The sequence below is a fragment of the Streptomyces sp. NPDC059989 genome, assembly GCF_042736975.1.
Taxonomy (GTDB): Bacteria; Actinomycetota; Actinomycetes; order Streptomycetales; family Streptomycetaceae; genus Streptomyces.
In genome coordinates, this window is the sequence record NZ_JBHWUO010000059.1 from 1 (window position 1) to 21,836 (window position 21,836).

Annotated in this window: 22 protein-coding genes; 9 read left to right on the forward strand and 13 right to left on the reverse strand. The window is 72.4% G+C overall.

Annotated elements, in window-relative coordinates:
• Nucleotides 1–188: 188 nt before the first annotated feature.
• The 8 genes from ACFWBN_RS33900 to ACFWBN_RS33935 form a co-directional block, all read right to left on the reverse strand.
• Nucleotides 189–1,769, reverse strand: coding sequence for a DUF3492 domain-containing protein (locus ACFWBN_RS33900; protein WP_385183771.1), 1,581 nt, complete (start codon nt 1,767–1,769; stop codon nt 189–191).
• Between the two features lie 189 nt (nt 1,770–1,958).
• Complete coding sequence (locus ACFWBN_RS33905; protein WP_385183660.1) at nt 1,959–3,680, reverse strand: dipeptide ABC transporter ATP-binding protein; 1,722 nt, start codon at nt 3,678–3,680, stop codon at nt 1,959–1,961.
• Entirely contained in the window at nt 3,677–4,669 is a 993-nt protein-coding gene (locus ACFWBN_RS33910; RefSeq protein ID WP_385183663.1) for an ABC transporter permease, read from the reverse strand. The genes ACFWBN_RS33905 and ACFWBN_RS33910 overlap by 4 nt, the downstream gene beginning before the upstream one ends.
• Nucleotides 4,666–5,649 (reverse strand): ABC transporter permease, encoded by a 984-nt coding sequence (locus tag ACFWBN_RS33915; protein WP_385183667.1) that lies wholly within the window; start codon nt 5,647–5,649, stop codon nt 4,666–4,668. Before ACFWBN_RS33915 ends, ACFWBN_RS33910 begins: the two co-directional genes overlap by 4 nt.
• Nucleotides 5,646–7,397, reverse strand: a complete 1,752-nt coding sequence (locus ACFWBN_RS33920; RefSeq protein ID WP_385183670.1) for an ABC transporter substrate-binding protein — start codon at nt 7,395–7,397, stop codon at nt 5,646–5,648. Before ACFWBN_RS33920 ends, ACFWBN_RS33915 begins: the two co-directional genes overlap by 4 nt.
• Nucleotides 7,398–7,569: 172 nt before the next feature.
• A complete protein-coding gene (locus tag ACFWBN_RS33925; RefSeq protein ID WP_314243733.1) occupies nt 7,570–7,665 on the reverse strand; it encodes an Ms4533A family Cys-rich leader peptide in 96 nt (31 codons plus the stop codon).
• Nucleotides 7,666–7,721: 56 nt separating this feature from the next.
• Nucleotides 7,722–9,161 carry a DUF3152 domain-containing protein gene (locus ACFWBN_RS33930; protein WP_385183673.1) on the reverse strand — a complete coding sequence of 480 codons (1,440 nt, stop codon included), beginning with the start codon at nt 9,159–9,161 and terminating at the stop codon, nt 7,722–7,724.
• A 5-nt stretch (nt 9,162–9,166) separates the two neighbouring features.
• Nucleotides 9,167–10,138: an alpha/beta fold hydrolase gene (locus tag ACFWBN_RS33935; protein WP_385183676.1), complete on the reverse strand. Its 972-nt coding sequence runs from the start codon at nt 10,136–10,138 to the stop codon at nt 9,167–9,169.
• 131 nt (nt 10,139–10,269) lie between these two features.
• On the opposite strand from ACFWBN_RS33935, the gene ACFWBN_RS33940 reads away from it, so the two are divergent.
• The 4 genes from ACFWBN_RS33940 to ACFWBN_RS33955 all read left to right on the forward strand — a co-directional run bounded on the left by ACFWBN_RS33940 (nt 10,270) and on the right by ACFWBN_RS33955 (nt 12,026).
• A complete protein-coding gene (locus ACFWBN_RS33940) occupies nt 10,270–10,485 on the forward strand; it encodes a hypothetical protein (RefSeq protein ID WP_385183679.1) in 216 nt (71 codons plus the stop codon).
• A gap of 125 nt (nt 10,486–10,610) precedes the next feature.
• Nucleotides 10,611–11,249, forward strand: a complete 639-nt coding sequence (locus tag ACFWBN_RS33945; protein ID WP_215011841.1) for a TetR/AcrR family transcriptional regulator — start codon at nt 10,611–10,613, stop codon at nt 11,247–11,249.
• A gap of 137 nt (nt 11,250–11,386) precedes the next feature.
• Nucleotides 11,387–11,614: a DUF3107 domain-containing protein gene (locus tag ACFWBN_RS33950; RefSeq protein ID WP_385183684.1), complete on the forward strand. Its 228-nt coding sequence runs from the start codon at nt 11,387–11,389 to the stop codon at nt 11,612–11,614.
• Between the two features lie 109 nt (nt 11,615–11,723).
• The gene (locus tag ACFWBN_RS33955; RefSeq protein WP_385183687.1) at nt 11,724–12,026 is read left to right on the forward strand and encodes a hypothetical protein; all 303 of its coding nucleotides are present in this window, start codon (nt 11,724–11,726) and stop codon (nt 12,024–12,026) included.
• 93 nt (nt 12,027–12,119) lie between these two features.
• Here the strand turns inward: ACFWBN_RS33955 and ACFWBN_RS33960 are convergent, their stop codons facing one another.
• Nucleotides 12,120–12,878: a ferritin-like fold-containing protein gene (locus ACFWBN_RS33960; protein ID WP_385183690.1), complete on the reverse strand. Its 759-nt coding sequence runs from the start codon at nt 12,876–12,878 to the stop codon at nt 12,120–12,122.
• 460 nt (nt 12,879–13,338) lie between these two features.
• Here ACFWBN_RS33960 and ACFWBN_RS33965 point away from each other — a divergent pair, with 460 nt between their 5' ends.
• The 3 genes from ACFWBN_RS33965 to ACFWBN_RS33975 all read left to right on the forward strand — a co-directional run bounded on the left by ACFWBN_RS33965 (nt 13,339) and on the right by ACFWBN_RS33975 (nt 16,508).
• Entirely contained in the window at nt 13,339–15,294 is a 1,956-nt protein-coding gene (locus ACFWBN_RS33965) for a DEAD/DEAH box helicase (protein WP_385183693.1), read from the forward strand.
• A 107-nt stretch (nt 15,295–15,401) separates the two neighbouring features.
• Nucleotides 15,402–16,256 carry an alpha/beta fold hydrolase gene (locus ACFWBN_RS33970; RefSeq protein WP_385183696.1) on the forward strand — a complete coding sequence of 285 codons (855 nt, stop codon included), beginning with the start codon at nt 15,402–15,404 and terminating at the stop codon, nt 16,254–16,256.
• A 99-nt stretch (nt 16,257–16,355) separates the two neighbouring features.
• Nucleotides 16,356–16,508, forward strand: coding sequence for a hypothetical protein (locus ACFWBN_RS33975; protein ID WP_166663124.1), 153 nt, complete (start codon nt 16,356–16,358; stop codon nt 16,506–16,508).
• A gap of 82 nt (nt 16,509–16,590) precedes the next feature.
• Here ACFWBN_RS33975 and ACFWBN_RS33980 read toward each other — a convergent pair whose 3' ends face one another.
• The 4 genes from ACFWBN_RS33980 to ACFWBN_RS33995 all read right to left on the reverse strand — a co-directional run bounded on the left by ACFWBN_RS33980 (nt 16,591) and on the right by ACFWBN_RS33995 (nt 19,560).
• Entirely contained in the window at nt 16,591–17,196 is a 606-nt protein-coding gene (locus ACFWBN_RS33980) for a MarC family protein (RefSeq protein WP_385183700.1), read from the reverse strand.
• Between the two features lie 88 nt (nt 17,197–17,284).
• On the reverse strand, nt 17,285–18,148 hold the full coding sequence (locus ACFWBN_RS33985; RefSeq protein WP_385183703.1) for a PHP domain-containing protein: 864 nt from the start codon (nt 18,146–18,148) through the stop codon (nt 17,285–17,287).
• A gap of 110 nt (nt 18,149–18,258) precedes the next feature.
• The gene (locus tag ACFWBN_RS33990; RefSeq protein WP_385183706.1) at nt 18,259–18,903 is read right to left on the reverse strand and encodes a DUF6758 family protein; all 645 of its coding nucleotides are present in this window, start codon (nt 18,901–18,903) and stop codon (nt 18,259–18,261) included.
• Nucleotides 18,904–18,975: 72 nt separating this feature from the next.
• Complete coding sequence (locus ACFWBN_RS33995) at nt 18,976–19,560, reverse strand: suppressor of fused domain protein (RefSeq protein ID WP_385183711.1); 585 nt, start codon at nt 19,558–19,560, stop codon at nt 18,976–18,978.
• 375 nt (nt 19,561–19,935) lie between these two features.
• Between ACFWBN_RS33995 and ACFWBN_RS34000 the strand changes: the two genes are divergently transcribed.
• Together ACFWBN_RS34000 and ACFWBN_RS34005 are read left to right on the forward strand one after the other, a co-directional pair.
• Complete coding sequence (locus tag ACFWBN_RS34000; protein WP_385183714.1) at nt 19,936–21,051, forward strand: magnesium and cobalt transport protein CorA; 1,116 nt, start codon at nt 19,936–19,938, stop codon at nt 21,049–21,051.
• A gap of 13 nt (nt 21,052–21,064) precedes the next feature.
• Nucleotides 21,065–21,577 carry a hypothetical protein gene (locus ACFWBN_RS34005; RefSeq protein WP_385183717.1) on the forward strand — a complete coding sequence of 171 codons (513 nt, stop codon included), beginning with the start codon at nt 21,065–21,067 and terminating at the stop codon, nt 21,575–21,577.
• Nucleotides 21,578–21,836: the final 259 nt, after the last annotated feature.

Below are 21,836 nucleotides of genomic sequence, written 5' to 3' on the forward strand. Positions count from 1 at the left end.
GCCGCCGCCGGGGCTCCGCCCCGGACCCCGCGCCTCAAACGCCGGCGAGGCTGGAAATGCCCCCGCCGAGGCCGAAGCTGCCCCCGGCACGGCAGGGAGCGCCATGGCTCCGGGTGGAGGGGCAGCGGGTGCCGGGGCCGAGGCCAGGGCTGGGGCCGGGTGTGCCCCCGGCGAGGCTGAGTGTGGGGTCATGCGGTCGCCTCCGGGACGGGGGCCCAGGTGGGGGTGGTCCAGTGGCCGGGGACCCGCGCCTCCGGCGGCTGGGCGAAGGGGATCTCCCCGTCCGGCCGGGCGGATCCGCGGGCCAGCAGCCGCAGGTAGATCTCCTGGAAGGCGGCCACGTTCTGCTCGACGGTGAACAGCTCCAGCGCCCTGGCACGGGCGGCGGCGCCCAGCCGCTGGGCGCGCTCGGGGTCGCCCAGCAGCGAGAGGCAGGCCTCGGCGAGGGCCCGCGGGTTGCGCGGCGGGACCACGAGCCCCGTGCCCCCGATGACCTCGACCACCGCACCGACATCCGTGGACACGGTGGCCCGGCCGCAGAACATCGCCTCGGCCAGGGTGATCGGGAAGCCCTCGATCACGGAGGACAGGACGACGACCCGCCCGGACCCGTACGCCTCCGCCGAGGACGGCGCGTCGGGTCCGCCGATCTCCTCGAAGGTGACGGGGTTCTCCCCGACCGTGACGGCGTCGGCGGCCTCGTCGGGGAACAGCTGCGCCGCCAGGGACTTGCAGTCGGCGAGGTAGTCGGCCGCCACCGCCGTGGCGAAGATCCGCAGCCGGGTCTGCGGCGCGGCCCTGCGCACCTCCGCGAAGGCGTGCAGCAGGGCGATGAGGTCCTTGGCGGGCTCTATCCGGCCGACCCACACGAGGGTGTCGGGGTCCCCGCAGTCCGCGGCCTCCCCGACGGTGGCGAATCGGTCCGCCTCCATCCCGGGGTACACCGTCCGCACCCGGTCCCGGGTGGCCCCGCACCGCTCCTGCCAGCGCCGCGCGTGCGCGTTGCCTGGGGTCAGCAGGTCGGCCCGGTCGTAGATCTCGCCGGCCAGCCGGATGTGGAAGGCGGCGAGCAGGGCCCGTACGGCCGGCCGCGCGTCGGGCCGGTGGTCCAGGTAGTGGGCCCGCAGCTGGACCCCGTACTCGGTGACCAGCAGCGGGACCCCGAAGAAGCGTTTGGCCAGGAGTCCGGGGAGCGCCGCGACCCCGCCCGCGGCCGCGTGGCAGATGTCGGCCGCGCCGAGGCTGCCGGGCTCCTCGTACCAGTCGAGGGACAACGGCCGCAGCATCCGCTCCAGTTCGTCCACGAACTCCAGCAGGTCCGGCACCTGCGCCGCCTGCACGCCGCGGCCCGCGCCCGGCGCCCGGCAGGCGGATTCCAGCAGCCGCACCGCGGATTCGGAGCGCAGGGCCGCGTACAGCCCGCCCTGTTCGCAGGCGAGTTCGGCGAGGCCGTAGAGCCCCGACGCGAAGGATCCGGGCTCACCGGCACAGATCCCGTGGACCAGCTCCCTGAAACAGTCGGCGAACCGCCGGCGTTCGCGCCGGGAGTACGTCCGCCCGTCGTCGGCCGGGGCCCACAGCGGGGCGGTCCGGACCTGGGTGACGTGCTCGGGCAGCGGCACCCTTGTGCGTTCCTGCTCGGCGCTGCGGCTCAGTGCGTAGAGCTCGAACTCGTGCTGCGGGAGCCCGCGCACGAGCCGGTCGCACCACAGCCTCGCCTCTCCCGTGGCAAACGGATAACCACCTTCCGTGAGCAGTCCGATCCGCACGAGTGGCACCCCCGATCTCCCGTTCAGGGCGGTCGCCGTCGGTCCGGCGACCCGCCGCGGAAGAACTCAAGCGGATATGCCGAAGGCGCGACGGACGGTTGTCCGTCGCGCCACCGGAAGGGGTGAAGAGTCGTAACTTTCCCGTACGGTTCGCGTTCGAGCACGCTAAGAAGGCGTACTGGGAAGGCGTTACGCGAACACCTCCTGCCGCGACGTGCGGCGCTCGGCGGCCAGCCCGGGGTCCAGCACCGGTACGGCGGCCAGCAGCTGCCGGGTATACGGGTGGGCCGGACGGTCGTAGACCTCGTCCACCGGACCCTCCTCCACGATCTCGCCGCCCCGCATGACGGCGACGCGGTCGCTGACCTGCCGGACCACCGCGAGGTCGTGGGCGATGAAGACCAGCGCGATGCCGAGTTCCCGCTGGAGCTCGGCCAGCAGGGCGGTGACCTGCGCCTGCGTGGTCACGTCGAGGGCGGACACCGGCTCGTCGCAGACGATGAGCCGGGGGCGGGGCGCGAGCGCCCGCGCGATCCCGACCCGCTGGCGCTGGCCGCCGCTGAACTCATGCGGGTAGCGGTCGTAGTGCCCGGCCTCCAGCCCGACGCGGAGCAGCAGCTCCCCGACCCGGGCCCGGATGCCGGCCTCGTCCCGCTCCCCCGCGGCGCGCAGCGGGTCGGCGATGGACTCGCCGATGGAGCGCCGCGGGTTGAGGGAGGAGACGGGGTCCTGGAACACCATCTGCACGCCGTCCGCGATTCCGGTGACCTCGACGCCCGCGTGCCGCACCTGCCCGGCCGTCGGCTCCAGCAGCCCGACGAGCATCCGCCCGAGCGTGCTCTTGCCGCTGCCGCTCTCCCCGACGATCCCGAGCGTCTCCCCGGCCCGCACCGCCACCGACACCCCGCCAACGGCGACGACCCGCTTCTTCCCCCGCCCGAACTCCCGCCGCAGCCCAAACCCTTCGACGACGGGCACATCCAGCCCCGCCTGGGGGCCCCTCCCAGCGGTAGCTGGGGGAGTTTGAGGCGCGGGGTCCGGGGCGGAGCCCCGATCTTTGAGCCCCGCCGGCGTTTGAGGCGCGGGTCCGGGCAGAGCCCGGGAACCCCGCGGCGCGTCGAGCCTCGGCACCGCAGCCAGCAGGGCCTTGGTGTAGGGATCGGCCGGGGCGGACAGGACCCGGCCCACCGCCCCCCGCTCCACGGCGGAGCCGCCCCGCATGACCAGCAGCTCCTCCACGCTCTCCGCCGCCACCCCCACATCGTGGGTGACCAGCAGCAGCCCCAGCCCCCGCTCCTCCCGCAGCCCGTGCAGCAGGTCCAGGATCTGGGCCTGGACGGTGACGTCCAGCGCGGTGGTCGGCTCGTCGGCGATCAGCAGCCGCGGCTCGCAGGCCAACGCCATGGCGATCAGGGCCCGTTGCCGCATGCCGCCGCTGAACTCGTGCGGCCGCGCCCGTGAGCGGCGTACCGCGTCCGGGATGCCCACCCGGTCCAGCACCTCGACGGCCCGGGCCCGCGCGGCCCGCCGGGAGGCGTCCGTGTGGACCCGGTAGACCTCGGCGATCTGGTCGCCGATGGCGTAGTAGGGGTCCAGGGAGCTCAGCGGGTCCTGGAAGACCATGGCCGCGGTCCCGCCCCGCAGCCGGCGCAGCTGCGCCGCCGTGGCCGAGGCCACGTCGGTGCCGCCCACCCGGACGGTGCCGGCCAGCCGCGCGCCCGTTCCGTGGTGCAGCCCGAGCAGAGCCGCCGCCACCGTGGACTTTCCGCTTCCGGATTCGCCGACGATGCCCAGCGCGCGGCCCGCCTCCAGGGTGAAGGAGACCCCGTCCACGGCCCGTACGTACTCGCCCGGCCCGCCGACCGGGAAGTCGACCACCAGGCCGGTCACGTCCACCAGCGACTCGGTCATGCGAGGGCCACCCTTCGGTCCGCCACGGCGTACAGCACGTCGGCGATCGCGCCCGCGAGGACCACGGCCGCGCCGATGGACAGGACGATGCCCACGACGACCGGCAGGTCCACGATCTTCACGCCGTCCATCAGCGTCTTGCCGAGCCCGGGAATCCCGAACAGCGACTCCGTCAGCACCGCGCCGCCGATCATCGTGCCGAAGTCCACGGCGCTGAGCGCGATCACGGGGGCGACCGCCCCGCGCACCGCGTGCCGGGTGACGACGGCCCGCTCCCCCACCCCGTAGGCGCGGAAGGTCCGGATGTGGTCCTCGGCGAGCGTCTCCAGGGTCGAACTCCGCGTGAGCCGCGCGTACTTGGCGCTCTCGAAGAGGCCGAGCGTCACCCACGGCAGCAGCAGGTTCCAGGCCCACTGCTCGGGGTCCTTGCTCAGCGGCACGTACGTCGGGAACGGCAGCCACTGCAAGTACGCGCAAGCCCCCATGAGCAGCAGCAGGCCGAGGATGAAGACGGGGGTGCCGGTCCCGGCGAGGGTCAGGACGGTCAGCGCCCGCTCGGTGATTCCGCCGCGCCGCAGCGCGGAGAGCAGCCCGGTGCCGACCCCGATGACCAGCCAGATCACCAGCGCGCCCAGCGCGAGCGACAGGGTGGCGGGCAGCCGGTCCAGGATCAGCGCGGTGACCTGCTGGTCGTTGCGGTACGAGAAGCCGAGGCAGGGCGCGTCGCAGTGCAGTACGAGCCCGGCGCCGCCGGAGTGGTCGCGGCCCAGCAGCAGTCCCTGGAGGAAGTGCAGGTACTGCATGACCAGGGGTTCGTTGAGCCCGATCCGTTCCCGCACCTGGGCGATCTGCTGCGGGTTGCAGCGCTCTCCGCAGGCGAGGCGCGCGGGGTCGCCGGGGGCGACGTAGAAGAGGGCGTAGACGACGACGGACAGGGCGAGGAGCACGAGCAGTGCCCCGCCGAGCCGTTTGAGCACGAAGCGGGTCACGCCGTGCGCTCCTTTCTGGTGCCGACCCGCAGGCGCGAGCCTTCGCGCGGGTCGAGTGCCGTGCGTACCGCGTCGCCGAGCACGGTGAAGGCGAGCACGGTGGCGAAGAGCAGCCCGGCGGGGAGCAGGACGTACATGGGGTCGGCGCGGAACCAAGTCTGGGCGCTGGACAGCATCTGCCCCCAGGAGGGAGTGGGCGGCTTCACGCCGACCCCGAGGAAGGAGAGCGAGGCCTCGGCCACCATGGCGGTGGGCACCTTGATCGCGGCGAAGGTGATGACCGGCGCGGCCAGCGAGGGCAGCAGTTCCCGGCGGGCGATCCGCACCGTCCCGTTCCCAGCCAGCCGGGCGGCGTCCACGAAGTCCAGGCCGCGCAGGGCGAGGGTCTGGGCGCGCACCATCCGCGCGATGCCGCCCCAGTCGAGCAGTCCGATGATCAGGATCAGCAGCAGCGGGCGCGGGAAGTCGGGCGGTACGACGGCGGTGAGGGCGATCCCGAGCACCAGCATGGGCAGCGCGATCATCACATCGGTCAACCGGCCGATGACCTGGCCCACGAAGCGGTTGCCGAGCGCGGCGGCGAGTCCCGCGACCACCCCGACGAAGACCTGCACGGCGGTGGCGCCGAGGGCAACGAGCAGGGAGATCCGCGCGCCGTACACGAGCCGGGTGAACAGGTCGCGGCCGGTGCCGGGCTCGACGCCGAGCCAGTGGTCGGCGGAGATCCCGCCGAAAGAGCCGAACGGGACCCCGCCGCGCGCCGAGTCCACGAGCTCGTCGTGGTACGCGTTCGGGTCCTGTCCGCTGAGCTGGGCGAGCAGGGGCGCCGCGAGGGCGAGGAGGACGAGCAGCGCCAGGACGCCGGCGGCCAGGGCGGCCGAGGGGCGGCGGCGCAGGCGGCGCCAGACCTGGCGCGCGGAGCCCGCGCCCGGGGTGCCGATCCCGGGCGCGGTCACCGACTGCCTGACGGTGATGCTCACTTGACCGCGACCTGCGAGATGTCGAGGACGCCGGTCCAGTCGCTGATGACGACGTTCTTGACGTCCTTGCCGACGAGCCGCTTGTAGACCGGGTGGAAGAGCGGCACGTCCAGGGCCTGCTCGCCGATCTTCTTGTCGAGGGCGCCCCAGCGCTTGGCGGCCGCTGCGGTGTCGGTCAGCTTGGCGATCTCGTCGATCTCGGCGTTCACGGCCGGGTCGTTCAGCTGCGCGTGGTTGTAGTTGGAGCCGTTGGCGACGATCTGCCGGCCGTCGAAGATCGGCGCGAGGAAGGGGCCGCCGGAGGGCCAGTCGGCGCCCCACCGGGAGAGGAAGAAGCCGGGCGTGTTCTTGGCGTCCCAGCGCCGCTCGTTGAAGGCGTTGTTCTCCAGGCCCTCCAGCTTGACCGTGATCCCGGCGGCGGCGAGCGCCTGCTGCACGGCGGTGGCGACCTCGGGGCTGGTCTGCCGGTTCTGCGCGTTGGAGTGGGTCAGGGTGATGGTGAGGCCGTCGGGGTAGCCCGCCTCCTTCAGCACCTCCTTGGCCTTGGCCGGGTCGCCGGTCTTGCCCGCCGGGAAGTGGTCGTAGGGCGCGAAGCCAAAGGCCTCGTGCTCGGGCAGGAAGGTGGTGGCCGGCTCGGCCAGCGCGGAGCCGCCCGCGGCGTTGATCACGCTGGTGCGGTTGATGGCGTAGGAGATGGCCTGGCGGACCTTCGGGTTGTCGAAGGGGGCCACCTTCGGGTTGAAGGCCAGGTAGTTGATGTAGCCGAAGTGGCCGGTGCCGACGCGGGAGGAGAGCTCCTTGTTGTCGCCGATCTGGGCGAGCTCGGCCGGGCCGAGGTTGGTGTCGGTGGTGATGGCGGCCGCGTCGGGGCCGGAGCTGGTGGTCAGGCGCTGGTTGACGACCGCGGCGTCGAGGCCGGCGCGGACGTCGATGGCGTCCGGGTAGGCCTTGCGCTCCTCGTCGGTCTTCGGGTCCCAGTGCTCGTTGCGCTCCAGGGTGAGGTGCTCGCCGTCGTTCTCGTTCTTGACGACCTTGTACGGGCCGGAGGAGATCGGGTGCTCCTCGTACTTCACGCCGGTGTCCTTGGCCTTGGGCACGGGCGCGAACTGCGTCTGCGTGGCGACGAAGGGGAAATCGCCCTCGGGCTTGCGCAGTTTGAAGACGATCGTCTTCGTGTCGGGCACGACGATGGAGTCGAGCCCCTTGCCGCCGTCCTTGTACGGGCCCTCGTAGGTCTCCCCGCCGACCAGCCAGTCCCGCAGGTAGGGGGCGCCGCCCGACAGCTCGGCGGCGAAGGACCGCTCGATGCCGTACTTGATGTCGGCGGTGGTGATCGGGCTGCCGTCCTCGTACTTCAGCCCGTCCTTGAGGGTGAAGGTCCATTCGGTGGCGTCGGCGTTGGGCTTGCCGATGTCGGTCGCGAGGTCGGGCACGACCTTCGCGCCGGCCGCGCCGCCTTCGCGGTTGCGGGTGGTCAGCGTACGGAAGACCAGCGAGGGGACGTTTCCGCCGCCCGAGGTGTAGAGCCGGGCCGGGTCGAAGTCCTCCTGCGGCTCGGTGTTGAGGACGGTGAGGGTGCCGCCCTTCTGCGGCGCACCCCCGGCTGCCCCCGCCTTGTCGCCGGCACCGGCCTGGTCCGCGCCGTCCTTGGGCCCGCAGGCCGCGGCGCCCCCGGCCAGGACGAGGCTGACGGCGACCGCGGCCACGCGGCGCGATATGTGGGACTGACGGAACTTCGGACGGGACATGGGAAGGACTGACCTCTCGGCGTGAAGGAAGGAAGGAAGTGCCACGCGAGGGGCAGCGGTCAGCGGTCGGAGCCGAAAAGAGGGAGCCGAACGGAAGAAGCCGCGCCCGCGGGCATACGTACACCCGGGCGCGGCGGAAGAAGGGAAAGGTCGCGGCGCAGACGGGCAGGCGTCAGCGACAGAAGATGTCGGCCACGCTGTGCGCGGTCACACCAAGCAGCGCCAGCTCAATGGCGGCGCTCGCGGTCATGGTGTGGTGGTGCGACATGCGGAGAACCATTGCCGATGATCGGACACGTTGTCAACGCCGATCCGGTCCGTCCGTCAACTGCCCGGAAACACCCACGGGTTGGGCTTGCACTGGATGCCGTCGACATCGAGAGACTTGGTCTGCTGCTGCATGATCGGGGCGAGCGCGCCGGGTGTGCGGCAGCTGACGTGGCCGTGTCCGAGGCGGTGGCCGACCTCGTGGTTGATGAGCATCTGGCGGTAGGCGAACATCTGGTCCGGGCCGTACGTCGGCGAGCCCTGCGCCCAGCGGAACGCGTTGATCATCACGCGGTCGGTGGACGCGGAGTCGCAGGAGACGTTGTCGACGGTGGTGTCGAGCCCGGACTTGGCGCACCAGGCCCCGGTGGTCCCCGGGCTGGCCAGGGTGATCACGAAGTCGGCCTCGCCGCCCGGCACCCGCTCGAAGGTCTTCGTCCCGCCGTGGCCCCAGCTGCGGTCGTCGTTGAGGGTGCGGTGGACGGCCTCGGCGAAGAGCTGCGCGTCCAGGCCCAGCCCCTGCTCGACGTCGACCCGGTAGCGCACGAGCTTGCCCTTGCCGGGGGCCTTGGCCACGCCGGGCACGGTGTCGAAGGTCCCGGGCCCGGTGAGCTTCGCGTCGATCGGCAGCTGCTGGGCCATCTTCTGCTCGTACGTCGGCTCCTGCGCGGGAGCGGGCGCGGAGGCCGGCGCGGACACCGAGGGCGCCGCGGCGGCCCCGTCCGGCGTCGGTGTGCCGTCGGGGCGGTGCGCCGCGGCGTCGGCCCGGCCGTCGTCCTTGGCGGCGAGCGTGCCGTGCGGGGCACCGTCCCGGTCGTTGACCACCTGGACGGCGACGACGACGGCGAGGACGGTGGTGACGGCCGCGGCGGCCATGCCGGTGTAGGTGCGGACCTTCGAGCCGCGCCCGGAGCCCGGGGGCTCCGCCACCGGCTGGGCGGCATCGGCCGGCTTGCGCGGCCCGGGCACCCGGCGGTGCGAGCCGGTGGAGGTGACGGCGTCGGGCGCGGGCCGGCCGACCCGCCGGGGCGCCGGCGGGATGTAAGCGGGGGTGGGCGCGGGCGGGTCCAGGGTGATCTGCGGGAATCCCACCGCGGGGGTGCCGAAGGCGGGGGTATCGGTGTCCAGGACGGGGGCGGTGGCGGCCGGGTGCGCGCCGCGCGTGCGCGGGACCCCGCGCCAGTCCCCGTACACGGAGTCGGCGCCGGTCCCCCAGGCGCCGCCGGGCTCGTACTGCTCGGGGTGGCCGCCGGGAAGGAACGGGTCCTGGGCCACGTACCCCTGGTGGGTGACGGTGGGTTCCGGCCAGGACCGGACGCGCGGTTCCCCGTACGGCTCGTACCGCTCGTACGGCTCGAACGCCTCGAACCGTTCGTACGGCTCGTACGCCTCGAACCGTTCGTACGGAAGGGGGTCGGGCTCCGCCGGAGCCGGCTCGGGCGCGGGCCGGGCGGGAGCCGGGGCAGGGGCGGGGTCCTTGCGACTATGTCGTCCCACGGTCCTCAGCCTCTGCCGTCTTCGTCGGTATCTCGCAGCAGCTCCCGGAAGGCCGCGGCCACCACCTCGGGGTACTCCATCATCGCCACGTGCCCGGCCTCGGGCAGGCTCAGCAGCCGCGAACCCCGGAAGGCCGCGGCGGCCTTGCGCGCCATACGGTACGAGACGAGCTGGTCCCTGCCACCGTAGACGAGCAGGGTCGGCGCGAGGACGCGCTGTGCCTGGCGCCACAGCCCGTGCTGCCCGCCCAGGGTGTAGGCGTCGACGATGCCGCGCGAGGAGCGGGTCATGGCGTCCCAGAAGTACGGCAGGGACATCCGCCGCTCCATCTCCTCCACGGCGTGGCGGAAGCCGTCCGGTGTCACCCGGGCGGGGTCTCCGTAACAGAGGTCCGTCACTCCTCTGGTGCGCTGTTCGGCGGTCAGGCCGCGCGTCAACCGGCCGAAGAGCGCCGCCACTCCGGGCACGGCGAGCAGCGCGGTCGGCACGGCCGACTTCTGCACGCGCAGCTCGGGCAGGGCCGGCGAGACCAGCGTCAGGGTGCGGACGAGGTCGGGGCGGACGGCGGCGACGCGGGTGGAGACGGCGCCGCCGAGGGAGTTCCCGAACAGGTGGACCGGGCCGCGCCCGGCGGCGTCGAGGTGCCGGATGACGGCGCGGGCGAAGGCGGTGACGGAGTAGTCCCGGTCGGCGGGCGGCGGGGACCAGCCGAAGCCCGGCAGGTCGACGGCCTCGCCGTCGACGGTGTCCGCGAGCTGCGCCATCAGGTCGGACCAGTTCTGCGAGGAACCGCCGAGTCCGTGGACGAACAGCGCGGGCGGCAGGCCGGTACGGACGGGCGGGCGCACCCGGACCGCGAGTTCCAGCCCGGGCAGCGCGGCGGTGCGCAGCTGCTCCCCATCGGCCACCCGGACCGCCCCCACCAGGGAGGACAGCTCGGTGGTGGACCGTACACCCGGCAGCTCGGTCGAAGACATGCGGGCAATGTTACGAGAGGATCACGTCGGTCTTCTTGTGTTCGCGGTCACAGACGCATACGGATCCCTATAGCGGGGTATCCGCGATCCTCCTAGGCTCATAGTGAGCACAAGGAAGCGAGGGGAGCGGAATGACTGTCGACCCTGCGGAGCCGGATACCTTCCGGGAGCCTTTTCCTGAAGCTGTGGACGCGGAGGCGCCCGAGGCGGATGTGGCGGAGCAGCTGGCGGAACTGCAGCCGCACGAGGACGACCCGCTCACCGGTCGGACACGGGACGACGCCGCTGACGGTGACGCGGCCGAGCAGGCGCGGGTGGTGCCGTTGGACGAGGACGACTACCGCTGACCAGCGCCTCCGGCGGTCCGTACCGCGAGAAAACTCGGCTTGAACCCTACAGATTCGGTTACCGAAAAGTACGATGGCGGCGCGGCGCAGAGCGCACTGTGTTCTTAGAGAAAGTGGGAGGCGGCGTGACAGCCATCGAGCAGACCGAAGCAGCGCGTCCGCGGGGCACGCGACTGCCGCGCCGAGCCCGACGCAACCAGCTGCTGGGCGCGGCCCAGGAGGTTTTCGTCGCGCAGGGTTACCACGCGGCGGCGATGGACGACATCGCCGAGCGTGCCGGAGTGAGCAAGCCGGTGCTGTACCAGCACTTCCCCGGCAAGCTCGACCTCTACCTGGCGCTGCTGGACCAGCACTGCGAGGCCCTGCTGCTCGCCGTGCGCACCGCGCTCGCGTCGACGACGGACAACAAGCTGCGTGTGGCCGCGACGATGGACGCGTACTTCGCGTACGTGGAGGACGAGGGCGGCGCCTTCCGGCTGGTCTTCGAGTCCGACCTGACGAACGAGCCGGCCGTGCGCGAGCGCGTCGACCGCGTCTCGCTCCAGTGCGCCGAGGCCATCTCGGACGTCATCGCCGAGGACACCGGCCTGTCGAAGGACGAGTCGATGCTCCTCGCCGTGGGTCTGGGCGGTGTCTCCCAGGTCGTGGCGCGCTACTGGCTTTCCAGCGAGAGCCCGGTGGCCCGCGACACGGCGGTCGGCCTGCTGACCTCGCTCGCCTGGCGCGGTATCGCGGGCTTCCCGCTGCACGGCAGCGAGGGCTGACGGGCCGCGGGTTCGCGCCGGCCGGTGTTCGCTGCCAGCGTGTCCGCTCCGCGCGGTTCCCATCCCCTCTCCGGGCTAATGTGGACCGCGTACGGCGCGGCTGATCGCGCGAACCGGATCGTCGGAGGGACAAAGCCGTGGAGGTCAAGATCGGCGTGCAGCACGCACCCCGGGAGATCGTGCTGGAAAGCGACCTGAGTGCGGAGGAGCTGGAGAGCATCGTCGCCGCCGCTCTGAACGGTTCAACGCCGCTGCTGAGCCTCACCGACAACAAGGGCCGCAAGGTCCTGGTGCCGTCCGACCGCCTGTCCTACGTGGACCTGGGCGAGCCGAGCGCGCGCAAGGTCGGCTTCGGCGCGCTCTGAGAACAGTCGGAAACGGCCCGGTGGTTGATTCCACCGGGCCGTTTCCGTGTCTTCCGCTTCGGGTAGGACGGCAGTGACCCGGTTTGCCCTGACGTATGGGAGAGACCTCATGCTGCTGATGGAAGTGCTCGGCTCCGCTCTGCTGGGCCTCGCCCTGTCCGCGACAGCCGCCCGAGTGCTCGCGCGTCGGCTGCCTTCCCTCAGGGTCGTGCTGGTCAGCGGGGTCTTGGGAGCGCTGTTCGGGGCGTACCTCACCCACTTCGCGCTGGGCCCCGGGCACAACACCCTGACGGCCACGTTCGTCGGCGCGGTGCTCGTCGCGGCGGTGGTGCTGTCCCTGTTGCTCCGGCCGGCCGCGGGGCCCCGCAGGTCCTCCCACCGGACTCCGTTTTCACTCCCGTCGCGGGGCTGACCCGTAGGCCCGTAGACCTGTAGACCCGTAGACGCAAGGCGGCCCCGGAGCGCGATCACGCACTCCGGGGCCGTCGTACATCCGGGGTCCGGCTCAGGCGGCGAGGCCGAGGGCCGCCATCCGCTTGGTGTGCGCCTTGGTGATGCGGGTGAACATCTCGCCGACGGCCGCCAGGTCGAAGCCCGCCGCCATCCCGTCGACGCCGCCCACCAGCATGGTGGAGAGCGCGTCGCGCTCGGCGACCACGCGCTGGGCCTGCGAAAGGGCCTCGCCCATCAGCCGGCGCGCCCACAGCGCGAGCCGGCCGCCGACGCGCGGGTCGGCCTCGATCGCCGCGCGCACCTTCTCGACGGCGAAGTTGCCGTGGCCGGTGTCGTCGAGCACGCCGAGGACGAGCGCACGGGTGTCGGTGTCGAGGTGGCTGGCGACCTCGCGGTAGAAGTCGCTGGCGATCGAGTCGCCGACGTACGCCTTGACCAGGCCTTCCAGCCAGTCCGACGGCGCGGTCTGGCGGTGGAAGTCGTCCACGCCCTTGGCGAAGGGCTGCATGGCGGCGGTGGGCTCGGCGTCGATCGCGGCGAGCCGGTCGCGCAGCCGCTCGAAGTGGTGGAATTCGGCGGAGGCCATGGCGGCGAGCTCGGCCTTGTCGTCGAGGGTGGGCGCGAGCTTCGCGTCCTCGGCGAGGCGCTCGAACGCCGCGAGTTCTCCGTACGCGAGCGCGCCGAGCAGGTCCACGACGGCGGCCCGGTACTGCGGCGAGGCAGAGGCGGTCACCCAGTCCTGGGCGGCGATGCCCACCGCTTCCGCGGGGGTGCTGTCGTCGGCGGGCGAGGCGTTTTCAACGGTCGACATGCACCGCACAATAGCCCGCCGAAAGCGGCGGCGAACCTCCTGGTCAGTCCACCTAAACACGCCGGGGCGGTGAATTCGCCCGACACACCTGCGCGATTCCGGGGTACAGTGGTAATGCGCCTGCCGAACACTCGGCGGGCCATCCGAATGAGGATGCCCGGTCGGTGGCCCGATCGGCTCCAACCGACCGCCCTCGGTGTGGTGCGTACGTTCATGCGTACCGCCTCTTACGAGGGGCCCCCTCAGCGGCAGATGCGCCTGAGCGAAGGCTAGTGGTCCCGCGCAGCTTCGTACGTAGCAGTACTGCAAGCACGGCACGGTACGACCCCCCTCGCCGCCTCGCGCCGCGTCTCACAGAAGAGGCAGCACCCTGACTACGTTCCGAGACCTCGGGATCCTTCCCGAGACGGCCGAAGCCCTTGAGGCCGTCGGCATTGTGTCCCCCTTCCCGATCCAGGAGATGACCCTCCCCGTCGCCCTTTCCGGCACGGACGTCATCGGCCAGGCCAAGACCGGTACCGGCAAGACGCTCGGTTTCGGCCTTCCCCTGCTGGAGCGGGTCACCGTCCCCGCGGACGTCGAGGCGGGCCGGGCCAAGCCCGAGCAGCTGACCGACGCCCCGCAGGCCCTCGTGGTGGTTCCGACCCGCGAGCTGTGCACCCAGGTCACCAACGACCTCCTGACCGCGGGCAAGGTCCGCAACGTCCGCGTCCTCGCCATATACGGCGGCCGCGCGTACGAGCCCCAGGTCGAGGCGCTCAAGAAGGGCGTCGACATCATCGTCGGCACCCCGGGCCGCCTGCTCGACCTGGCCGGACAGAAGAAGCTCGACCTGTCGCACATCCGCGCCCTCGTCCTGGACGAGGCCGACGAGATGCTCGACCTGGGCTTCCTGCCCGACGTCGAGAAGATCATGAACTACCTGCCGCCGAAGCGTCAGACGATGCTGTTCTCGGCGACCATGCCGGGCGCGGTCATCGGCCTGGCCCGCCGGTACATGACGCAGCCCACGCACATCCGCGCCGTCTCCGAGGACGGCGAGGGCGCGACCGTCGCCAACATCGCGCAGCACGTCTTCCGCGCGCACAACATGGACAAGCCGGAGCTGGTCTCCCGCATCCTGCAGGCCGAGGGCCGTGGCCTGGCCATGATCTTCTGCCGTACCAAGCGCACGGCGGCCGACATCGCCGAGCAGCTGGAGAAGCGCGGCTTCGCCTCGGGCGCCGTCCACGGCGACCTGGGCCAGGGCGCCCGCGAGCAGGCTCTGCGCGCGTTCCGCAACGGCAAGGTCGACGTGCTGGTGTGCACCGACGTCGCCGCGCGCGGCATCGATGTCGAGGGTGTCACCCACGTCATCAACTACCAGACGCCGGAGGACGAGAAGACCTTCCTGCACCGCGTGGGCCGTACCGGCCGCGCGGGCAACAAGGGCATCGCCGTCACCCTGGTCGACTGGGACGACATCCCGCGTTGGCAGCTGATCAACAAGGCGCTGGAGCTGGACTTCCACGAGCCGGTCGAGACGTACTCCACGTCCCCGCACCTGTTCGAGCAGCTGAACATCCCGGCCGGCACCAAGGGCGTCCTGCCGCGCGCCGAGCGCACGCGGGCCGGCCTGAAGGCCGAGGACCTCGAGGACCTGGGCGAGACCGGCGGCCGCGGTGGCCGTGGCGGCCGCGGTCCGGCCGCAGCCGCCGTGGTCACGGAGGAGCGTCCGGCCCGTACGCGGACCCCGCGCCAGCGTCGCCGCACCCGCGGCGGCACCGACCTGGGCGCCGAGGGCGAGGCCGTCACCCCGGTGACGGAGGCTCCCGACGCCCCCGCGGCGGCTCCGGCCGCCGACGAGCCGCGCAGGCCGCGCCGCCGCCGCACCCGTGTGGCCGCGGTACCGGCTCAGGCCGTGGAGGTCGTGGAGGCCGCTCCGGTCGCCGTGGCTCCGGTCGTCGAGGCGCCGGTCGCCGCCGTGGTCGAGGAGGCTCCGGTCAAGCCGAAGCGCACCCGCACCCGCAAGGCCGTCGCAGCGGTCGCCGAGGCCGCCGTCGTCGAGGCGCCGGTCGCCGCCGTCGCCGTGGTCGAGGAGGCTCCGGTCAAGCCGAAGCGCACCCGCACCCGCAAGGCCGTCGCAGCGGTCGCCGAGGCCGCCGAGGTCGAGGCGCCGGTCGCCGCCGTCGCCGTGGCCGAGGAGGCCCCGGCCAAGCCGAAGCGCACCCGCGCCCGCAAGGTCGCGGAGGCCGCTCCGGTCGCCGCCGTGGCCGAGGAGGCCCCGGTCGTGCCGAAGCGCACCCGGACCCGCAAGGTCGTGGCCGGTGTGGTCGAGGCCCCGGAGCCGGACTTCCAGATGGCCCCGCCCGTCGAGCCCGTCAAGGCCCGCCGGACCACGCGGCCCCGCAAGGCCACCCAGGCGCCGAAGGCCTAAGCAGCCGGTACGCCCGCACCGACGGCCCCGGTCCCCCTTCGAGGGGGGCCGGGGCCGTCGGCGTACCCGGGCCTTACCGTCCCGTACGGGCCGGTAACCTCTGGCCCATGAGCAAGCCGCCGCGCCTCACCCTGCCCGCCGCCGCCCGCGCGTACCGCCTCTCGACCGCCCGCGGCGACTTCGCCGTGCACGAGGCGGGTGAGCCCGTCCGCGGGACCGCCCTGCTGGTCCCCGGCTTCACGGGCAGCAAGGAGGACTTCATCGCCCTCCTGGAACCCCTCTCCGCCGCCGGCTACCGGGTCGTCGCGGTCGACGGGCGCGGCCAGTACGAGACCCCCGGTCCGCGCGAGGAGTCGGCGTACGCCCTGGAGGAGCTGGCGCGGGACGTCCTGGCGCAGGCCGCGGCCCTGGGCGGGGGCCCGGTGCACCTGGTCGGCCACTCGCTCGGCGGGCTGGTCTCGCGCGCCGCCGTGCTCCGCGATCCGGCCCCCTTCGCCTCCCTCACCCTGCTGAGCAGCGGGCCGGCCGCGATCTCCGAGGAGCAGCAGGCCCGTACGAAGCTGCTGGTCGCCGCGCTGGAGGCGATGGGCGAGGACATGCCCGGCATCTGGGCGCTGATGCGGTCCCACGACACGGAGGACGCGGCCTCGGACTCCCCCGAGCTCGCGGAGTTCCTGCGCGCCCGGTGGCTGGCCACCGTCCCCGAGCAGTTGATCGTCACCGGCCGGGTGCTGATCTCCGAGCCCGACCGGGTGGAGGAGCTGGCGGCGGTCGCGCTGCCGAAGCTGGTCCTGTCCGGGGTGGTCGACTACGCCTGGCCGATCCCGCTGCTGGATGAGATGGCCCGCCGCCTGGGGGCCGAGCGGGTCGTCGTACCGTCCGCCGAGCACTCCCCCAATGCGGAGAATCCGCAGGTCACAGCGGGTGCGCTGGCGGCGTTCTGGGACTCCTCCACCCGCTAGTACTTAGCGAGTGAAAAAATTTCCTTAGCGTAGGGAATGTTTGCCTCTTACACTTCGTTGAACCAGTGCAAGGAGAACACTGACGAAGGGAGAAGCCCCGTGCGCTTCGAAATTCTGCGCCTGGACGATGTCGACGGATCTGCCGTGGACAGCACCGTCGTGGACGCGGCCTCCGTCAACCGGATCGTGCAGCAGGCGGCCGCCGTCGGCCAGCGCATTCTGATCCGACCGGCCGAGAGTGCGTCCTCCTGACGATTCGCACCGCTACGTCGAGAACACCGACGCCCCCGCACCGATCCGGTGCGGGGGCGTTCGTCGTACGCCGGCGCGCGCGTCAGGCGCCGCGGACCACCTGGAGCACGCCGTTGATGATCTGCTGGACGGCGATCGCGGAGAGCATCATGCCGGCGAGCCGCGTCACGAGGACGACGCCGCCGTCCTTGATGACCCGGATGATCACGAGCGAGTAGCGCATGGTGATCCACAGCACGACGTGCATGGCGATGATCGCGCCCCAGACGGAGACCTGGCCGCTGACCCCGTCGGCCTTCTGCACGGCCAGGATCACGGACACGATGGCACCGGGCCCGGCCAGCAGCGGCATGCCCAGCGGGACGAGGGCGACGTTCACGTCCTTGGTCTGCTTCGGCTCGTCGGTCTTGCCGGTGAGCAGGTCGAGCGCGATGAGCAGGAGCAGCAGACCACCGGCGATCATCAGGGCCGGAACCGATACGTGCAGGTAGTCCAGGATCTGCTGACCGCAGAGACCGAAGACGGCGATGACGCCGAAGGCCACGCAGACGGCCTGCCAGGCCATGCGGCGCTGCACCTTGGCGGGGCGTCCGGAGGTCAGGGCGAGGAAGATCGGCGTGATCCCCGGGGGGTCCATAATCACAAAAAGCGTGAGAAAAAGGGATCCGAAGACAGCGAAATCAAACACAGTGAGGCCTTGCAGGAGAGAGGGGTGTTGCGAAGAAAAGGCAGGGGGACGGGAGGAGCGAGCCCGTTTCCGAAGGGGAGGGAACGGCCTAGCGCGCGCGTCCGCCGGCGCCCGGCACGGGGAAGGCCCCGGTCGCACGGCGCGTGATCTCGCCGTAGATCTCGGGGTCGGTCGTGTACTCCCCGAGGCGGCAGGTCTTGCGACTGCCGTGGTAGTCGCTGGATCCGGTGGTCAGCAGCCCGAGGTCCGCCGCCAGGCCGCGCAGCCGCGCGCGGGTGTCGGTGTCGTGGTCCATGTGGTCCACCTCGATGCCGTCCAGACCGGCGGCCGCCAGCTCGGCTATCGCGGCCTCGGGCACGCATTCGCCGCGCTTGACGGCGGCGGGGTGCGCGAAGACGGTGACACCGCCGGCCGCCTTGACCAGGCGGATGGCGTCGAAGGGGTCGAGCTCGTGCTTCTGGGCGTACGCGCGGCCGCCGTCGGCGAGCCAGTCCGGCGTGAAGGCATCCGACACGGTCGGTACGACGCCCAGCTCGACCAGCGCGGTCGCGATGTGCGGCCGCCCCACCGAGCCCTCGCCGGCGATCCGCGCCACCTGCTCCCAGGTGACGTCCACGCCGAGCGCCTGCAGCTTGCCGACCATGGTCTGCGCGCGGGGGGTGCGGTCGTCGCGTACGAGCTCGCGCTCACGGGAGAGCTCGGGCTCCTCGGGATCGAAGAGGTACGCGAGCATGTGCATCCCGACCCCGTCGAGCCGGCAGGACAGCTCGGCCCCGGTCACCAGCGTCAGCCCGGCGGGCAGCGCGGCAATGGCTTCGGCGTATCCGGCGACGGTGTCGTGGTCGGTCAGCGCGATCACGTCCAGCCCCGCCGCGGCGGCGCCCAGCACCAGCTCGGCGGGGGTGTCCGTACCGTCGGAGGCCGTGGAGTGGGTGTGCAGGTCGATACGCACAGCCTGGCTCCAGGTTTTCGAACGGACGGTGGGGGCACCGCCCAGCGGTAGCTGGGGGAGACACTCCAGGATAACCGGGGCCGAAGGGCCCCCTCGTCAGCGGTCGGAGGTCAGACCGGACCCAGGATGCGCGGGCTCAGGGCCCCGCAGGGCAGGAGCTCGACCTCGGCTCCCGCCTCGCGCACATCGGTGAGGACGAGCTCGTCGTACAGCAGGAGGCCGGACTGCTCCGGCCAGACGACGGCCCAGAGCCACAGGCCCCGCGCCTCGCCCGCGAAGACCGCCCGGTCGTCGGGGACCCCGTTGAGGTGCCACAGCGGAGTCGGCCGGCCCGCCGCGACCACCTTGGCGTGCGGTGGGGACGACACGTCGATGTACGAGCCGGGGTCGGGGCCCTCGATGCCCGCGAACCGCGCGCCCAGGCCGACGCCGAGCTCCTCGGCGATCAGCAGCATCTCGCCCATGCCGCCGAGCGGACCGGGACCCGAGCAGGCCACGACCGTCGCCCGGCCCCCGCTGCGGTCGTCACCGGCGGACGCCACGCCGGTGAACAGCCATCCCACGGGGAGCGGCCACGGCATCCACACCGGCACCCGCGCCCGGTGCACGACCACGCCCAGGCCCTCGACGCTGGGCGGGATGGGGGGTTGCAGGGGGTGGACAGCGCCGTGCACCGCGCACTGCCAGGAGTCGGAGAAGAGACCGGGCGCCCTGACCCGGCCACCGCACTTCGGGCAAGTTGGTTCGCCCCTCATAAGAAGCCACGCTCCTCCCCGCCCGGCGCCCCGTCAAGACGCGATCACCCGTCCGGGCGGCCGGTGCCCGTCTCAGTCCAGTGCGACAGCCGTACGCAGAGGATCCCGCAGATCCGTGCCGCGCGCGAGCCAGCGTTCCTGGAGGGCGGCCGCGCCGTGCACCCGCTTCCAGGCCGCCTCGTTCGCGGTCATGGGGAGGAGGGGGAGGAACCGGACCGGGTCCATGGGCTCGTCCAGCTCCAGGTCCTCCACCAGTCCCCCCGGTTCGGCCACGAGGACGGTGCTGAACGATGCCCCCTCCCAGAGCGGTTCGCCCACGTCGAGCGAGGCCCCGGGGGCCACGATCAGCCCCTCCACCTGCGGGGAGGCGGCCAGGACCGCGAGCGGCCTGAGCAGCTTGTCGGTGGGCGCGAGCCCTCCCCGTACGGTCAGCACCAGCTCGGCGCGCGGCCCGCGTACGGGGTCGGCGACGACATCGGTCGGATCGGTCATCGGGTGCGCGGACATCCCGAGGGTCGCGTACCGCACGAGGTCGCCCTCGGCGAAGCGGAGTACCTCGATGCGGTCGGTGCCCAGGAAGGTGACGGCGGCGCGTGCGTCGGGTTCGCCGAACGCGGTGCGCAGCCGGGCCTCGACGAGAGCCAGAATTTCTGCCATGGAGCGAGCATAGAACTCCTATCAGCCGGGTAAAGGGCGGGTCTTGACCATCCGTCGGCTGATAGTGTTGACAGCTGTTCGGGGCCGCACGCAGAAGCGTTGTTTCAAGGCTCCGGAGACAGGACGTCCCTCAAGGGGGACCGGCCGGAGGAGGTGGGGCTGCAATGGACCGAAGTCGATCGTGCAGTACCAATCGCTCTTCCACTTCTGTGACGGGCGTCTCCCGCCCCCATTGATCTTCTGATCAGTAGAAGAGCGACGGCAGAACGTTGTCCTCCCGTCCTGTTCCTTCCGCTTGCCCGGGCCTGCCTGCCCGCCCCCGCGGAAGGCCTCCCACCCGTACGGTCCGCAGCCGTGCGTGCGAAGGAGCCTGCCATGTCGATGCTGCCCTACCTGCGTGCGGCCGTCCGCCCGTCGCTGCGCAAGTCCACCCCCGCCCAGCCCGGCTACGACACCACCCGTGACCCGTCGGCGAGCAGCGCGGTGGTCGACTGCGCCGTGTACCGCGACGGCCGGCGCGTGCTGGGGCCGGCCTGTCTGACGCCGCGTGAGGCGATCCGCCGGGTCCGCGAGGACGGCGGCTTCGCCTGGATCGGCCTGCACGAGCCGACCGAGGCCGAGTTCGCGGGGATCGCCGCCACCTTCGGCCTGCACCCGCTGGCCGTGGAGGACGCGGTGCACGCGCACCAGCGGCCGAAGCTGGAGCGCTACGACGACACCCTCTTCACCGTCTTCAAGACGATCCACTACGTCGAGCACGCCGAACTGACCGCGACCAGCGAGGTGGTGGAGACCGGCGAGGTGATGTGCTTCACGGGCCCCGACTTCGTCATCACCGTCCGGCACGGCGGCCAGGGCTCCCTCAAGGGGCTGCGCCACCGCCTCCAGGACGACCCGGACCTCCTCGCCAAGGGCCCTTCATCCGTCCTGCACTCCATCGCCGACCACGTGGTCGACGGGTACATCGCGGTCGCGGCGGCCGTGCAGGACGACATCGACGAGGTGGAGAGCGCGGTCTTCGCCGCCCCCGCCAAGGGCAGTACGCGAGGCGGCGACGCGGGCCGCATCTACCAGCTCAAGCGCGAGGTACTGGAGTTCAAGCGGGCCGTCTCCCCCCTGCTGCGCCCCATGGAGCTGCTGAGCGAGCGCCCCATGCGGCTGGTCGACCCGGACATCCAGAAGTACTTCCGCGACGTCGCCGACCACCTGGCCCGCGTCCACGAGCAGGTCGTCGGCTTCGACGAACTGCTGAACTCGATCCTCCAGGCCAATCTCGCGCAGGCGACGGTCGCGCAGAACGAGGACATGCGCAAGATCACCTCCTGGGCGGCCATCATCGCCGTGCCGACGATGATCTGCGGGGTGTACGGGATGAACTTCGAGCACATGCCGGAGCTCCACTGGCGCTACGGCTATCCGATGGTGATGGCCGCGATCGCCGCCTCCTGCTTCACCATCCACCGCGCGCTGCGCCGCCACGGCTGGCTCTAGTTACCCTGTCCGCATGACTCTCAGCACGCTCGACCTGGCCCTCGTCGAGGAGGCCACCAAGAAGTCCGGCCTGATCTGGGTCCGCGGTGCCGGGGCCGACCGGGCCCTGTGGCACGCGTGGGTGGACGGCGCGGCCCACGTGCTGGGCGACGGGCCCGGCGAGCAGCCGTTCCCCGGCCTGGCCGACGGCGCCGTCGCCGAGGTGACCGTACGGAGCAAGGACAAGGGCGGCCGGCTGGTCGCCTGGACGGCGACCGTACGGGAACTCGCGCCCCGCGGCGAGGAGTGGGCGGCGGCGGTCGCCGAGCTCAAGGGCAAGCGGCTGAACGCGCCCGACTCGGAGGAGATGACCGAGCGCTGGGCGCGCGAGTGCCGGCTGCTGCGGCTGGAGCCGCAGGCGGTCTCCGCCCTGCCCGGCGGCTCCCTGTCCGCGGCCCCCCTGGACTCCCCCGCGATCACCCGCCGCCCGATCCCGGCGCACCTCCCGAAGCTCCTCCTGAAGCGCAAGAAGTCCACCCGGGCCTAACGCCCGCCCACCGGCTGCGCCGGGCCGCCCCCCGCAGCGCCCGACGCCGCCGGTTTCGGTGGGGCCGGGTGCGTGCCGGGGCGCCCCCGCAGGGCGCCGAACGGAACAAGCCCGTCACTCTCCGACCCCTGGCCACGTTCGGCGCCCGAGGAGGTGCCCCGGCGCGCGCCCGGCCCCGCCGGAACCGCCCCCGCGCCCGGAGCTGGGAAGCCCGGCTCCGCCGGGACCTGGGGCTCCGCCCCAGACCCTCCCCCAGACT

What these genes read in the sequence shown, in the direction of transcription:
- ACFWBN_RS34005 (WP_385183717.1), top strand. Translation starts at nt 21,065, where the DNA reads ATGACTCTCAGCACGCTCGACCTGGCCCTCGTCGAGGAGGCCACCAAG.
- ACFWBN_RS33925 (WP_314243733.1), bottom strand. Translation starts at nt 7,665, where the DNA reads ATGTCGCACCACCACACCATGACCGCGAGCGCCGCCATTGAGCTGGCG.
- ACFWBN_RS33970 (WP_385183696.1), top strand. Translation starts at nt 15,402, where the DNA reads ATGAGCAAGCCGCCGCGCCTCACCCTGCCCGCCGCCGCCCGCGCGTAC.
- ACFWBN_RS33960 (WP_385183690.1), bottom strand. Translation starts at nt 12,878, where the DNA reads ATGTCGACCGTTGAAAACGCCTCGCCCGCCGACGACAGCACCCCCGCG.
- ACFWBN_RS33955 (WP_385183687.1), top strand. Translation starts at nt 11,724, where the DNA reads ATGCTGCTGATGGAAGTGCTCGGCTCCGCTCTGCTGGGCCTCGCCCTG.
- ACFWBN_RS34000 (WP_385183714.1), top strand. Translation starts at nt 19,936, where the DNA reads ATGTCGATGCTGCCCTACCTGCGTGCGGCCGTCCGCCCGTCGCTGCGC.
- ACFWBN_RS33990 (WP_385183706.1), bottom strand. Translation starts at nt 18,903, where the DNA reads ATGAGGGGCGAACCAACTTGCCCGAAGTGCGGTGGCCGGGTCAGGGCG.
- ACFWBN_RS33940 (WP_385183679.1), top strand. Translation starts at nt 10,270, where the DNA reads ATGACTGTCGACCCTGCGGAGCCGGATACCTTCCGGGAGCCTTTTCCT.
- ACFWBN_RS33920 (WP_385183670.1), bottom strand. Translation starts at nt 7,397, where the DNA reads ATGTCCCGTCCGAAGTTCCGTCAGTCCCACATATCGCGCCGCGTGGCC.
- ACFWBN_RS33965 (WP_385183693.1), top strand. Translation starts at nt 13,339, where the DNA reads ATGACCCTCCCCGTCGCCCTTTCCGGCACGGACGTCATCGGCCAGGCC.
- ACFWBN_RS33995 (WP_385183711.1), bottom strand. Translation starts at nt 19,560, where the DNA reads ATGGCAGAAATTCTGGCTCTCGTCGAGGCCCGGCTGCGCACCGCGTTC.
- ACFWBN_RS33935 (WP_385183676.1), bottom strand. Translation starts at nt 10,138, where the DNA reads ATGTCTTCGACCGAGCTGCCGGGTGTACGGTCCACCACCGAGCTGTCC.
- ACFWBN_RS33905 (WP_385183660.1), bottom strand. Translation starts at nt 3,680, where the DNA reads ATGACCGAGTCGCTGGTGGACGTGACCGGCCTGGTGGTCGACTTCCCG.